Raw genomic sequence first — 14,054 nt, 5'->3', positions numbered from 1 at the left:
GCCCGCCGAACGCGTCCGACTGCTGCCGCGTCCGTACACGGATCACCACCGTGCATGTCACTCCCCCCGAGAGACACCCGAATCCGCTCAGCCGGAGCGTATCCGGGGCTCTGCCAGGCGGACAAAGGGGCTCGCTGTGCGGTCGTGCACCGGACGGGCCGCTTCACAGCGCACCGGCGTCCTTCAGCCGCCGTAGGTCATGCGGCGCCCACCTGACACCGGGCCGTCCAGGGCGTCGTAGCCCCGTGCGGGCCCTCGGCAGCGTCGGCGTGAAGCAGGTACCGCCCGCGCCACCAGCGCCGAGCCCGCCCTGCTGTACGACCCGCCGCGCCTGCCCCTCCACGGCGGACGCGGCGAAGCACCCGCTCGTCGGCGGCAGCGGCATCCACAGGACCTGACGGGACAGACGCTCGATGGGAGAAATCACGTGAAGACCAAGATCAGGTCCATGCTGACCGCAGCGGCCGTCGCGACCATCGCCATGGTCCGAAGCACCGGCATCGGGCACGCCCACCCGTACCGCGCGGCGTCCAGGTGATCAACCACCACACCGGTATGTGCCTCCAGGCGGCGGCACCAACGTCGCCGTCGGCTACGGATCCGGGCGCCCGTCCGGGACGCGGGCCCGGCGGTCTGCGGCTGTGCCGTGCGGGCGCGAGTGACCGGAAGCGTCGCCGCAGGCAGGCAGCGCCGGGGCCCGGGGCCTTGGTCGTGCGCCCGCCTGGATCGTGTGTCAGACCATGGCGAGCCGGTCCACCAGCAGCTCCACCCTCGGCTCCGCGTACTCGGGAAGCAGGCGGCCCGAGCGGGTCAGGGTGGCGAGCCCGTGCAGGGACGCCCAGAACACCTCGGTGAACAGCCCCGGGTCGATGCCGGTCCCGGCGACCTCGCTCAGGCTTTCCATCAGCGCGGCGAAGGCGTCCTTCAGCGGCTTTGGGGTGTCCTCCTGTGCGTACGCCAGGCCGCCGTCGAGCTGGAAGATGGCGTCGTAGACCGCCGGGTTGCGGGCGGCGAAGTCGAGGTAGGCGCGGGCCAGGGCGGCGATCCGGGCGCGCGGGCCGTCCGCGGCAGAGGTCGCGGCACGCACCGCCACGGCCATCTCGGCGGCGCCCTGCAGGGCGACGGCGCCGATGATCTCACGCTTGCCGCGGAAGTGGCTGTAGAGGACGGGCTGACTGTATTCGATGCGCTCGGCGAGCCGGCGGGTGGTGACCGCGTCCCAGCCCTGCTGCTCGGCGAGTTCGCGGGCCGCCGCCACGATGAGTCGCTCGCGCTCCGCCCGTTCGCGCTGCTTGCGTTCTTGTACCGACATGAATCGATCCTAGCATCGCTAGACAATCGAGCGGCAGCAGTACTAGCGTTGCCTCATCGGCTAGCAGCGCTAGTCCAATACGGAGGGATCGTCATGCTCAACGCACTCGAGGTCGTCACCACCGTGATCGTCGGCCTGATGGTGGGGGTGGAGTTCTCCGTCGCCTTCATCATGAACCGGATCCTGGACGCTCTTCCCGAGAACAGCGGCCAGCTCGGCCACGCCCACGGCGGCCGGATGCTCGGCGCCCTGATGCCGTTCTGGTACATAGGTTCGCTCGTCCTCAGCGCGATCTGGGCCGTCGCCGGATGGCACCACCACGGCGCCGGACTCGTCGTCACCGCCGCCGGCCTGCTGATCGTCAGCGTGGTGATGTCGATGCTGCTGCTCGTCCCGATCAACAACCGGAACAAGACCTGGACGCCCGACAACCGGCCCGCCGACTGGAAGCAGCAGCTGCACCGCTGGAACCGCTACCACTACGTCCGCGTCGCCGTCATCATCGCCGCCTTCACCCTGCTGGTCGCCGCCCGCACCTGATACCACCGCGGCCCCGGCATTGCTCGTCCACCGGTCGGTGGCCTCTGGGGCGGCTCGGCGCTCAAGGAATGGCGCGGACAGGGCATCTACCGGGCCATGGTCGCTCACCGAGCCCAACTCGCTGCTGCCCGCGACGTCCCCTACGTCTATGTCGACGCCTCAGCCGACAGTGCCCCGATACTCACCCGCCTGGGCCTGCACGCGGTCACCACGACGACACCGTATGTCTGGTCGCCCTGACTGCAGCGATCAGTAAGAAGGCGTGCTCGACCTGCCCATTTCCAAGCTTCATCGCGTCAGTCCCCTCGCCGCTCAGAGCGCTCCGGCCAGGATCCAAGGAAAGGGACGGGACTGACGGGACCGAAGAATCAGCATGCCTTCACCCGGCACCCCGGCACCGCGGCCTCACGGCATCGCAGGCGCGGTTGCCGACATCGCCGGTCGGTCCACAGCGCTGGAAGGTCACCCCGACCGATTTGGTGCCTTCATCTGCGCCTGAATGTCTTCGATGACGAGTGAGGCGTCCTCGCAGCGCAGGTGCGTGATGACGTGGTCGCGGACCGCGTCACGCAGCCGGTCGGCGTCCCGCACCGATCCATTCGGCAGCCACTGCATCCGGTTCGCGGTCACATGCCCGGCACGTGCCGACAGCGTCCAGACGTTCTTCTTCGGCAGCTCCGCCAGCAGCCCCTCAATGAACTGCGCGAACACCGCCCGAGGCTCCGGCCGATTGAACGAGCACCCCAACAAACCAGTCACGGTGCCCAGTTCAGGGCTCCCGCTGGAGGAAGAACAGGACCACGACGAGGGCTGCTCCTGGGGCCACTCGGTGCTCGTCGACGTGGGCGGCGGCCTGGTGGCCCTGGGTGGCGGTGTCGGTCTCGCGGCCTCGATCCCGGTGGACGGGGTGGTCGCCACGGCAGCGGTCGGCGGCGCGGTCGTCGGCGTGGGAACCTTCGCCGACAAGCTGTTCCACGAGCACTGGAGTGAGGACTGGGACGACCACGGCGCGGTCGTGGGCACGCTGGACGGCATCGGCCACTCCGGGACCCAGGCGTGGAATGCGGGCGTGGGTATGGTGACCGGCACCGGCCACTGGATCGGCGACGTGGTTCGACCGGGGCGCCGGGTACTGGCTGCGCCGGATCGCACATGGCTGCTTCCAGCTCGCCCTGCTGCTGTTCGCCGGGCTCGTCGTGACCGCCTTCTACGCGGGGTTCTGGGAGGCGGTGGGGGTGCCCCGCTCCGCACGTACCGCGGTGTACGCGGTGACGGCGGTCGCCTGCCTGCTCAGCCTCGTCGCGGGTTTCGTGCGCACTCGGCGCGCACCGGCGGAGATCCCCACCCCCGAACAGGCATGGCGGGAGCACCGTTCCCGCCAGCGCAGGAACGCCGCCTCGGCCGCAGGCGGCCGCTGGACGCTGCTCCTCCTCGCGCCCGTCCTGCCCGCTATCGTCGCCTGGGCGATCGGCACCTGGGCCGCCCCGACGCTCACGCGCCGCACCGCCGCCGAGATCGGCGCCCGCCAGGACTACGAGCGCCGGGTGCACGAGCAGGACGAGCGGGCCGAGGCCGCCCGACCGCTCCCGCCCCGACCCGAGGCCTTGCTGTTGAGGGTGTCCCCCGCCCATCGAATACACAGAGTGATGGCAGCAGGGGAGACCGTGGGGGTCAGGTGCCAATTGGCACCTGACCCTAGCTTCGTGAGTACCGGACCAGCACGGGCAGTGCTCGCCGATCGGCCGGTACGGCCCGATGAACTCTCACTCGGCGTCCGTCAGTTGCACTTGCGTCACTTACGAGGGTCTACCGGTGCGGGCCCACCACGAGGGCGGATCCCGCAGATTGATCACGACTTGGTATGCGCCCTAGCAGGGCACCGTGGCGGGTCGGCCGACCAGGTGCCGCTGGAGGAATTCCAGTTGGTGCCCCAGTAGCCGGGCGAACGTGTCGTTGGTCGGCGCGGCATGTGTCATCCCGCTCAGCGGTAGCACCTCATGCGGCTTCCCAGCGGCCAGCAGAGCGCTGGAGAACTGCAGGGTGCTGGCCACGAAGACGTTGTCGTCCGCCAGTCCGTGCATCAGCAGCAACGGGCGGCTGAGCTTCGGAGCGTCGGCGAGCAGCGAAGACCGCTCGTAGTGCTCCGGGTACCGGTCGGGCAGACCGAGGAAGCGCTCTTTCCAGCAGGCGTCGTAGAGCCGCTGGTCGGTGAGCGGGGCGCCGGACACCGCGGCGTGGAAGACGTCGGGCCGGCGCAGCGCCGCGGCGGCGGCCAGAATCCCGCCGAACGACCAGCCGCGGATGCCGACCCGGCCGAGGTCCAGCTCCGGGTGGCGCTCAGCCGTCGCGTGCAGCGCGGCGACCTGGTCGTCCAGGGTCGGGCCGATCAGGTCGCCGTAGATCTCCTTCTCCCAGCGCGGCCCGCGTCCGGGCGTGCCGGCGCCGTCCGTCACCAGCACCGCGAAGCCCTGTTCGGCGAACCACTGAGAGACGAGGGTGTGAGCGGTCTGTTCGGCCATCACCTTCTGCATGGCGGGGCCGCCGTAGGGGTCGACCAGCACCGGCAGCGGGGCGTCACCGGTCCGGTGCCAGGACGGCAGGAAGAGGTGTGTGCGCAGTTCGCGCGGCCCGACGGCGGCGGATTCGACACGCAGTTGGAGCAGCGGTCGTTGGGCGTGCGAGCTGATCTCGACGGGCGCGGGGCCATCCGGCTCCGGTCGGCCGTCCCCGGTCAGGCGGTGCACGGTGGTGTGCGAGCCCGGCAGATCCAGCGTGCGTGTGGTGTGTACGAACGTGCCGCCGCAGAATGCGCCGGAGTGCACGCCCGGCTGCTCGGTCAACCGGCGTATGTCCTGGCCCGGACGGTATCTCCACACATGGCGCTCGGTGGGTTCTGCGGACGCCGTGAAAAGCACTGTCTCGCCGTCCACCGCGAGCACCTCGTGCAGTTGCAGGCCGTCCGGCGTGACAGGCGTGCCGTCGATGCTCAGGTGCCGGGTCTCGTTCCGGTCGAGGTAGTCGACGAGCAGGCCGGTGGCTGTCCGCGCGGGCACTCCGGGCACCAGCAGCTCCACCCAGCGCTCATCGTGCCGCTCGGCCAGGAGGCTGGTCGTACCGTCTGCCGGGTCGACGGCCAGTACCTGGAGCGTGCGCTGGTCGCGGCTGAGGACGGCGGCGAACGGACCGTGTCTGTCCCAGCTGGCCGCGGGGAGGTACTCGAAGCCGGCCCGGTCCCAGTGGACCTCGGTGCGGCTGCCCGCCAGGTCGGCGATCCAGAGCGTGACGTCGGCGTTGGCGGCACCGACCTGCGGGTAGCGCATCGTGCGCGGCGGCTTGGCGGGATCGGCCGGATCGGCGATGTACCACAGCCCGACCTCCCGGTTGTCCACCCGGGTGGTCAGCAGCCGCTCCCCGTCCGGTGCCCACCAGTACGCCCGGTAGCGGCCCATCGACTCGCTCGCCACATGCTCCGGCAGGCCGAAGAAGACGTCCGGACCTTCCTCCGGCTCGGGCGCGGCCACCGCTCGGTCGCCACTGCCGTCGGCGCCGATCACCCGGAGCGCGCCGCCGGAGACGTAGGCGATGTACCGGCCGTCCGGGGACGGGCGCGGGTCCACCACCGGCTGCCGAGCGGGCAACTGCCGGACGGCGCCGGAGTCTGTATCCACCGTCCACAGCTGCCCAGAGAGGGCGAACGCGGCCACCTGGGCGGCCGTGTCGGTGGCGTAGTCGGTGATCCCGGCGGCCTGCTGCCGGGCGCGCTCGCGCCGGATGCGCTCCTCCTCCGGCACCTCATCGGCCGCGTCGCCGAGCAGCCCGGCGGGGTCAGCCAGCAGCCGCTCCGCGCCGGTTGCCAGGTCGAGCTTCCACAGGCACCCGACCGGATCGTCCCCGGCCCGGCTCCGCAGAAACAGGACACAGGCACCGTCCGGTGCCACGGTGAAACGGGCGGGTGCGCCGAGGGCGAAGCGGCGGGTGCGGGCGAGCTGTCGCAGAAGTGGGGAAGTCACCATGCCTGGCACTGTGTCATTCGTTCGGTATAGCAGCATGGGAATATCGAGATCGTTCACACGGCGGGACTGCATGATGCTGCGTCGCACCAGGGACCAGGCTCACAGACTGTTTCAGTCCATGCCCGCGTTCCGGGCGCCAGGTGGGCACCAACCGCACCTGCCCGGCGCCCGGTCACAGCCGCTCCGCCATGCGCGTTGAGCGGGTGCGACCTGGGCGTCCTTCACCGACTCCCCACGTACGGGTCATCGTCTTCCCCTCCGGCGTCGGAGGCGTCATCGCTGAGGACTGAGGAAGGCGTTCCCCTCGTCAGTGAACTCGGTGCGCTCACGCTGGTCGTCCGGGCCTTCATAATGCCGGCTCGCTCGCGGCCGGCTCCGCCAGCCGTGCCGAAACCGGCGGCAGCCCCACGCCAGGAGTGTTCGATCAACGGTGGATCTGAGGAGCACGCGAGTACGTGATCCACAAAGGCCTGCCCGGGCGGTTGCGGATGTCAGGTGAGGATGCTGATGCCGTCCCCGAGCAGCTTGAGGCCGAGGACGAAGAACAGGACGGCCATGACGGCGACGTTGTGCTGAGCCGCCCAGTCTCGCCAGCTGCCGAGGATGTTCTTCGCCCGCTCGCCCATGATCAGGTAGACGGCCAGCGGCGCGAGCACGCCGAGGGAGGCGATCACGACGAAGATCGCCAGGGCTCCGATCTGCTGCGGCACCGGGATCCCTGCGGAGCTGATCGATGCGCCCGCGGCGATCGTCAGCGGTGCGTTCTTGAGATTGGCAGCTGAGAGCAGCAGCCCCAGCCCCAGGACCTTGGGCGGGGTGAAACGGTCGATCGCCGCCATCCACTTCGGGAGCTGCGCCTGGGAGGGGTCTTTGGGGCGCCGGCGCCATTGCCGGGCGCCGAAGAGGGCCAGCAGCAGGCCGAGAGCAAGTTTCAGGGCTCCCACCCAGGTGGACGGGTGCCTGGCGGTGGAGGCGCCGCCCGTGCCGCCGATCGCCAGCATGATCGCGCCCAGCAGCGCGAGTCCCAGGAGCCAACCGAGAGCGAAGAGGGGGCCGTTGAGGCGACCTCGGGGCGTGGCCAGGATGAGGATGATCGCCACGATGGGGAGCGGGCTGACGGCGACACCTGCTGACAGACCCAGCACATCACCGACCGCGTGTCCCAAGGCGGCCTCCCTTCACTGGCAATCGTGCAGGGCAAGGACGCCCGGCTGCCGGGCTCCGTGGCACGGCTGAGCGAGAACGCACCGTGCGGACCCCTTCCGCTCATCGTCAAGGGGTGTCGGCTCCGAGGCGCGGTGTCAGCGTCGAACGGGTGAGTCGCCGGTGCAGAGATGAGGCAGGCCGCCTTCAGCGCGCGTCTCGACGACGGGCCTGCCCACGGTGGGGCGAGTCGGCCGCCTAGCTGGGCACCTCGCACGGGTTGTGCGCCATGAACAACCGCCCCGAGACCGTCATGGCCCCGGGGCGGCTGATATCGACTGGAAGCCCGATTCCACGCTTGAGGATCTTGCCGGTGGGCCCTTTGGGGAAAGCGTCGACGAGCCGGCCCCCCGTGGGTACGTGTACGGTGCCACGCGCTCGCGCACGACTGGCGCAATTCTTGGCGTCGGCACGGCCGCTGCGACACTGCTCGATCCGGCCCGCGACGCCCGGCGCCCGGCGGGGCGCGGGCGAGCGACCGCCCGGACGACCAGATCCACCAGGTCCTCCACGAAGCGCGCGTTGGGCAGTTCACGTTCCGTCAGCGAGCGGTACACCAGCGGCGCCGCGACCAGCGTGGCGGCCGACCGGATGTCGACGTCGGGCCGTACCTCGCCTCGGGCGATCCCTCGTTGCAGGATGCGGCGCGTCTCGGCCATCGTCCGATCCGTGTAGTCCACGTACTCTCCACGGGCCCCGCCCGCCTCGGCGGACGCCGCGATGAGTTCGGTCAGCAGCCGCGCCGTACCCGGCAGTCGGTACGCCTCCAAGCGCGCGGTCAGCACCTCGCGCAGCTCGGCCCGGATGTCACCCAGGTCCGGCACCGACAGCGGACCGATGCGTGACTCGGCCGCCGCGATGATCAAGGCCTGCTTGGACGGCCAGCGCCGGTAGATGGCCGGCTTGCTCACCCCGGCCCGAGCAGCCACGGCATCCAACGTCACCGCTTTCACGCCCTGCTCGGTCACCAGCTCGATCACTGCCTCGAGGGTGTCGTCCGTGACCCGCTCCTGCCGCGGCCGCGCCGGTCCGCGTTCGGCCTTCTGTGTCTGTGTGCCGACCATGCTCCGAGAATACGGTCGCCGAGAGAACCCCCGTCAGGTGCCGGCCGGTACAGTCGCGCCGAGCTGTCAGCGAGGGAGCCGCGCGGAGTCATGAGCCGGACACACGCGCCGACGAAGGTCGTCGCGGAGCTCGTCGGCGTCCCAACGAGCGCCGTCGAGGAGCCGCTGGAGGCGGTCGGGGGGGTGTCCGGCGTATTCGGCCAGTTGCCAGCCGTTCTTGCGCCCGACCGGGCCCAGCAGTCCTAGGGTGCGTTTCAAAAGTGCTGGTCGCAGCCATCAACGAATGGCTGTGAACAGCACTTTTGAAACGCACCCTAGAACTGGTCGATGCCCTCTCGCCCCTGCTGGGCCAGCACCCCGGACGTGCCGCGCAAACAGCGATCATCGTCCCTGAGTCCTATGTCCCCTACGACGACGCACCACCCGCCGCACCCCCTGCCGTCCTGCGCCGCATCGCAGCAGCCCTCTGGGCACACGACTCCGTCGGTCTTCGGTGAAGCCTGCCACGGCCCGCACGGCAGAGAAGCGCTCCCCGGATCGGCCACAGGACAACTCGAGCATCCCTTCAGACCACCCTGTGAACTTAACACTTAGCCGGTGTTGACAAGGGCAGGAGCCAAGATGACTGACAAGGACAGCTTTGGCGTCGCATCCAACGGCGGAGCAGACCACAAGAGCGGGGCTCGGCTGATCCTGCGGCTTGTGGATGAGGTGTATAACAGTCACCGTTTCGACCGGCTCAACCACTACTACCGTGAGGACCATCAGGAGCACGACCCGCGGGTCGCGCCGGGGCGGGGCGGCCTGAGCGAATTCTGGAGTGAGCTGGTGCGGGGATTTCCTGATCTCACGGTGACGGTGGAGGGTCTGCTCGCCGACAACGACCGGGTGATGGCGTTCATGACCTGGCGAGGGCGGCAGGTTGGCTCCTTCGCAGGACGGCGCGCGAGCGGTCGGGAGCTGGTGCTGCATACCAGTGAGCTGTTCCGAGTGGAAGCAGGCCGCGTCGCCGAGCATTGGGCCGTCGTGGACTACTCGGTCCTCAGGCCATTCGGTGCGCTGCCTCGCCAGGGGCCCGGCCCGGCGCAACCGCAGTTGCTCGGACCGCACAGCGACACCGAACGGGCGAACGCGGACGTTGTACTGCGTGCCTACCGGGAGGTGATGACGGGGCACAGACTGGACCAGGCAGAGGTCTACTACGAACGGGACTACCTGCACCACAACGCGCAGATGCCCGCCGTTCCCCATGGGGTCGAGGCGTTCAAGGAGTACTTCGCCGGCAACTTCTCGGCGTTCCCCGACTTGACGGCCACGGTGGACCACCTGCTCGCAGACGGGGACAAGGTGATGGTGTTCGCCACCTGGCGCGGGCACTTCACGGGCGTTTCACGCGGGCGGACTCCGACGGGCCAGCGGCTGCTCATGCGCACCTCCGACCAGTTCAGGCTGGTCCGCGGGAAGGTCGCCGAACACTGGGAAGTGGTGGACTACTCGGGGCTGCAGGACGCCGGGATTCCGGTGCGCCCGGTGACCACCGGCTGAGCAGGCATCAAGGCCAGAACCCGCGTGGGACCGCCGCCAGTGAGGCGGGGGTCCCACGGTCAGCGTATGGGGGCAGGGGCGCCGTCCGCGCCCGGCTGCCCGGGAACGCGGGGACGGAGCGTCAGTCGACCTCTGCGAGCGCCTGACTGAACTGTGCCGCATACAGACGGGCGTAGGCCCCGCCCGCGGCGAGCAGTTCGGAGTGGCTGCCCTGTTCCACGATGCGGCCGGACTCCATCACCAGGATCACATCCGCGTCCCGGACGGTCGAGAGCCGGTGGGCGATGATGAAGCTGGTCCTGCCCTGGCGCAGTGAGTGCATCGCCCTTTGGATCAGTACTTCGGTGCGGGTGTCCACCGAACTGGTGGCTTCGTCCAGGATCAGGATGGCCGGATCTGACAGGAACGCGCGGGCGATGGTGATCAGCTGCCTCTCGCCGGCGCTGACACTGTTCGATCCCTCGCCCAGGACGGTGTCGTAACCGTCCGGGAGCGTTCGCACGAAGTGATCGACATGGGTGGCCATGGCCGCCTCGACGACCTGTTCGCGGGACGGATCCACTGCACCGTAGGCGATGTTCTCGGCGATGGTGCCGTCGAAGAGCCAGGTGTCCTGGAGCACCATGCCGAAGTTCGAACGCAGCTCGTCCCGTGACATGGCCGCGATGTCCACCCCGTCCAGGGTGATGCGCCCCGCAGTGACCTCATAGAACCGCATGAGCAGGTTGACCAGGGTCGTCTTGCCTGCCCCCGTGGGGCCTACGATGGCGACCGTCTGGCCAGGCTTGACCGTCAGGGAGAGGTCCTCGATCAGCGGCGCGTCGGGCGTGTAGCTGAAGGTGACCTGCTCAAAGCGGACACACCCGTCCACCTTGTCCAGGCGCGCCGGTGCGGCGGGCTCCGGCTCCAGTTCCGGCTCGTCGAGGAAGGCGAAGACACGCTCGGCGGAAGCGACTCCGGACTGGATCACGTTGGCCATGCTTGCCATCTGTGTGAGCGGGGCACTGAACTGGCGGGAGTACTGCATGAACGCCTGCACATCACCGATGGACAGAGTGCCGGAGGCAATGCGCAGACCTCCCACCACGGCCACCAGGACGTAGTTGAGGTTGCCGATGAAGAGCATGGCGGGCTGCATCATGCCGGAGACGAACTGGGCCTTGAAACCAGCGGCGTAGAGCGCGTCGTTGTGCTCCCGGAACCTTACCGCCGCCTCCCACTGCCGCCCGAAGACCTTCACCAGCACGTGCCCGGTGTACATCTCCTCGATGTGCCCGTTGAGCCGACCGGTGATCGCCCACTGCTGGGAGAACTGGGCCTGGGCCCGTTTGCCGATCACGGCTGCGACGTAGATGGACACCGGAACTGTGACCGCCGCGATCAGGGCGAGTAGGGGGGAGATCAGACACATGACGACCAGGACGCTGACGACGGTGAGAACGGAGTTCACGATCTGGCTGAAGGTCTGCTGCAACGTCTGATTGACGTTGTCGATGTCGTTGCTGACCCGGCTCAGTAGCTCGCCGTGCGGCTGCCGGTCAAAGTAGCTCAGGGGCAGCCGCGACAGCTTGCCCTGGGCTAGCTCCCGCAGGCGGAAGGTCGAGCGCTGCACGATGACCGCGGTCAGACGCCCCTGGACGAGGATCAGCAGGGCAGCGGCTGCATACACGGCCGTGGCGAGCATGAGCACCTGGCCGATCCGCTCGAAGTCGATGCCTGCCCCAGGCACGGCGTGCATCGACGCGAGGGCGTCGGCCTGCGCGCGGTCGCCCTGCTCCCGCAGGCGGGCCGCGGCTTCGGCGGCGGGCAGGCCAGAGGGGAGATGGCTGCTGACGACACCGGCGAAGATGATGTCGGTGGCGTGGCCGAGGATCTTCGGGCCGATCACCGACAGAGTGACGCTGAGGGCGCAGACCGCGAGTGCGGCAGACATCAGCGCCCGTTCGGGGCGCAGCACACCGAGCAGCCGACGGCTGGTTCCCCGGAAGTCGTTGGCAGGCTGGGCCCGTCCGCGGCCAGGGCCGCCGCCCCCGTGCGGGCGGGCCCCCGGTCCGCTTGGACGGGCTGCTTCTGCGTTTCCGGGGGGCCTGCTGGAGGGCAGTGAGCGGCTCATCAGGCGGCCTCACTCTCGGTGAGCTGGGATGACACGATCTCCTGGTAGATCCGGTTGCCGCCGAGCAACTCGCTGTGGGTGCCCGTACCGACGACCCGGCCCTCGTCGAGGATGACGATGCGATCGGCGTCCCGGATGGTGCTGACGCGCTGGGCGACCAGGACGATCGCCGCATCGGCGGTCTCCCGGGCGAGGGCCGTGCGCAGAGCGGCGTCGGTGGCGTAGTCGAGGGCGGAGAAAGAGTCGTCGAACAGGTAGATACGGGGGCGGTGGACCAGGGCGCGGGCGATGGCGAGTCGCTGGCGCTGGCCTCCGGAGACATTGGTGCCGCCCTGAGAGATCTCCGACTGAAGACCGTCGGGCATCTGCTCGACGAAGTCACGGGCCTGGGCGACCTCGAGGGCGTGCCACAGGTCATCGTCTGTGGCGTCGGGGTTGCCGTAGCGGAGGTTGGAGGCGACCGTGCCCGAGAAGAGGTACGGCCGTTGCGGCACGAGGCCGACGGCGGACGAGATGGCTTGCGGGTCGAGCGTGCGCACGTCGAGGCCATCGATGCGGACGGAGCCGTCGGTGGCGTCGATCAGCCGCGGGATGAGACGCAGCAGTGTGGTCTTGCCGCTGCCGGTGCGCCCGATAACGGCGGTGGTCTCGCCGGGGCGCGCGATCAGGTCGATACCGCTGAGCACCGGCTGCTCGGCACCGGGGAAGCGGAACTCTACGTTCTGCAGCTCTAGTTCGCCTCGCACGGTGGCTGAGGCGGACGGCTGCGCGGGCGGCGTGACGCTGGTTTGCGTGTCGAGCACCTCGAGGATGCGTTCCGCGCAGACCTCGGCCCTGGGGACCGTCATCAGCATGAAGGTCGCGGTGACCACCGACATCAGGATCAGCACCAGATAGGTGAGGAAAGCGGTCAGGGATCCGACCTCCATGCTCCCGGAGGCGATACGGTGCCCGCCGAACCAGAGGACAGCCACAGAAGAGCCGTTCATTACGACGAGGACCGAGGGGTACATCAGCGCCATCAGCCGGCCGACGCGCAGATTCACATCGGACACCTCGGTGTTGACCTCTTCGAAGCGCCGTCTCTCCCGCTGATCGCGGACGAAGGCACGAATCACCCGGGCACCGGTGATCTGTTCCCTCAACACCCCGTTCACCCGGTCGATACGGGTTTGCATGACACGGAACTGCGGACTCAGCCTGCTGACGATCAACGCGATGCAAGCGGCTAGCACCGGGACGGCGATCAGCAGGATGACGGAGCTCTCCGCGTCCTGACGGAGTGCCAGCACGATGCCGCCCAGGCAGGTAAAGGGCGCCACGATCATGAGCGTGAGCGTCATCAGCACCAGCGTCTGCACCTGCTGCACGTCGTTGGTGCTGCGGGTGATCAGCGACGGAGCGCCGATGCGGTCCACTTCACGAGCGGAGAACGTCTGGACGTGATCGAAGACCGCCGCCCGTACGTCACGGCCGACGGCCATGGCGACCCTGGCGCCGAAGTACACGGCGATGAGCGAGCAGACGATCTGCAGGAACGACACAGCGATCATGACGCCGCCGGTCCGCAGAATGTAGGGTGTGTCTCCCGTCACCACGCCCTTGTTGATGAGGCCGGCGTTGAGGGTCGGCAGGTAGAGGGTCGCCAGTGTCTGCGCCAACTGCAGCACCAGGATGAGGGTGAGGGCTCTGCGATGAGGAGGCAGATGCGCTCGTAAGAGTCGGATCAGCAAGAAGTGTCTCCAGAAGTGGGTTGGTCGGCGCTAGCCGAGGGCCGGGAAGCGAGAGCGAGTTCGGCCGAGAAGCGGTCGACGGCCGTCAGCAGGAAACGGCGGATGACCGGTTCGTCCGCCGGGGCGACGTGGTCGAAGAAGCCCTCGAAGGTTTGGGACAGTTCGGCGTCGGACACCGACAGGCGTCGTCGTCCGGCCTCGGTCAGATACAGCCGGACCACCCTGCGGTCGACCTCCGAGCGGCGACGCTCGAGCAGTCCGTCCTTCTCCAACGTGTCCACGACGCCGGTCAAGGTGGAGGCCGCCACCATGGTGGCCTTGGCGATCTCCTTCGAGGTCTGACCGTCCGCCACGCCGAGCCGGCGAAGGACGTTGAAGGCGGTCCATCCGATGCCCAGGCGCTCGTTCAGCAGCCGGACCCACGTACTGCCGGACAGCCGGGCCGCGAGTGCGAACAGCTGCCCGATAGGTGCATCGCTGCTGAGGGGCTGAAGGGCTTCCAGCTCTGATCCCTCAATATACTTCATGGCC

12 protein-coding genes and 2 pseudogenes are annotated in these 14,054 nt (G+C 69.0%); 3 read left to right on the top strand and 11 right to left on the bottom strand.

Annotated elements, in window-relative coordinates; all coding sequences use genetic code 11:
* Positions 1-733: 733 nt before the first annotated feature.
* Entirely contained in the window at positions 734-1,312 is a 579-nt protein-coding gene (locus AC5WRT_RS22435) for a TetR/AcrR family transcriptional regulator (protein ID WP_496095367.1), read from the bottom strand.
* 93 nt (positions 1,313-1,405) lie between these two features.
* Between AC5WRT_RS22435 and AC5WRT_RS22430 the strand changes: the two genes are divergently transcribed.
* Positions 1,406-1,852, top strand: coding sequence for an anthrone oxygenase family protein (locus tag AC5WRT_RS22430; protein ID WP_496095366.1), 447 nt, complete (start codon positions 1,406-1,408; stop codon positions 1,850-1,852).
* A 39-nt stretch (positions 1,853-1,891) separates the two neighbouring features.
* Positions 1,892-2,092: pseudogene (locus AC5WRT_RS22425) on the top strand (GNAT family N-acetyltransferase); the annotation flags it as partial.
* Positions 2,093-2,314: 222 nt separating this feature from the next.
* Here the strand turns inward: AC5WRT_RS22425 and AC5WRT_RS22420 are convergent.
* The 7 genes and pseudogenes from AC5WRT_RS22420 to AC5WRT_RS22390 form a co-directional block, all read right to left on the bottom strand.
* Positions 2,315-2,563 (bottom strand): hypothetical protein, encoded by a 249-nt coding sequence (locus AC5WRT_RS22420; RefSeq protein ID WP_496095365.1) that lies wholly within the window; start codon positions 2,561-2,563, stop codon positions 2,315-2,317.
* A 58-nt stretch (positions 2,564-2,621) separates the two neighbouring features.
* Complete coding sequence (locus tag AC5WRT_RS22415; protein ID WP_496095364.1) at positions 2,622-2,828, bottom strand: hypothetical protein; 207 nt, start codon at positions 2,826-2,828, stop codon at positions 2,622-2,624.
* 231 nt (positions 2,829-3,059) lie between these two features.
* On the bottom strand, positions 3,060-3,347 hold the full coding sequence (locus AC5WRT_RS22410) for a hypothetical protein (RefSeq protein ID WP_496095363.1): 288 nt from the start codon (positions 3,345-3,347) through the stop codon (positions 3,060-3,062).
* Between the two features lie 373 nt (positions 3,348-3,720).
* The gene (locus AC5WRT_RS22405; RefSeq protein ID WP_496095362.1) at positions 3,721-5,865 is read right to left on the bottom strand and encodes a S9 family peptidase; all 2,145 of its coding nucleotides are present in this window, start codon (positions 5,863-5,865) and stop codon (positions 3,721-3,723) included.
* A gap of 491 nt (positions 5,866-6,356) precedes the next feature.
* A complete protein-coding gene (locus AC5WRT_RS22400) occupies positions 6,357-7,031 on the bottom strand; it encodes a GAP family protein (RefSeq protein ID WP_496095361.1) in 675 nt (224 codons plus the stop codon).
* 288 nt (positions 7,032-7,319) lie between these two features.
* Positions 7,320-8,132: a TetR/AcrR family transcriptional regulator gene (locus AC5WRT_RS22395; RefSeq protein WP_496095360.1), complete on the bottom strand. Its 813-nt coding sequence runs from the start codon at positions 8,130-8,132 to the stop codon at positions 7,320-7,322.
* 102 nt (positions 8,133-8,234) lie between these two features.
* Positions 8,235-8,375, bottom strand: a pseudogene (locus AC5WRT_RS22390) (IS701 family transposase); the annotation flags it as partial.
* Between the two features lie 378 nt (positions 8,376-8,753).
* Between AC5WRT_RS22390 and AC5WRT_RS22385 the strand changes: the two are divergent.
* A complete protein-coding gene (locus AC5WRT_RS22385) occupies positions 8,754-9,677 on the top strand; it encodes an ester cyclase (protein ID WP_496095359.1) in 924 nt (307 codons plus the stop codon).
* A 121-nt stretch (positions 9,678-9,798) separates the two neighbouring features.
* Here AC5WRT_RS22385 and AC5WRT_RS22380 read toward each other — a convergent pair whose 3' ends face one another.
* The 3 genes from AC5WRT_RS22380 to AC5WRT_RS22370 are packed head-to-tail and all read right to left on the bottom strand — an operon-like array spanning position 9,799 to position 14,050.
* Positions 9,799-11,790 (bottom strand): ABC transporter ATP-binding protein, encoded by a 1,992-nt coding sequence (locus tag AC5WRT_RS22380; RefSeq protein WP_496095358.1) that lies wholly within the window; start codon positions 11,788-11,790, stop codon positions 9,799-9,801.
* Complete coding sequence (locus AC5WRT_RS22375) at positions 11,790-13,523, bottom strand: ABC transporter ATP-binding protein (RefSeq protein WP_496095357.1); 1,734 nt, start codon at positions 13,521-13,523, stop codon at positions 11,790-11,792. The genes AC5WRT_RS22380 and AC5WRT_RS22375 overlap by 1 nt, the downstream gene beginning before the upstream one ends.
* A complete protein-coding gene (locus AC5WRT_RS22370; protein WP_496095356.1) occupies positions 13,517-14,050 on the bottom strand; it encodes a MarR family winged helix-turn-helix transcriptional regulator in 534 nt (177 codons plus the stop codon). The genes AC5WRT_RS22375 and AC5WRT_RS22370 overlap by 7 nt, the downstream gene beginning before the upstream one ends.
* Positions 14,051-14,054: the final 4 nt, after the last annotated feature.

The sequence above is a fragment of the Streptomyces sp. NTD91 genome (assembly GCF_059510455.1).
Note: the sequence above shows the minus strand (reverse complement) of the source record. Positions and strands in the feature narration are given on the sequence as shown.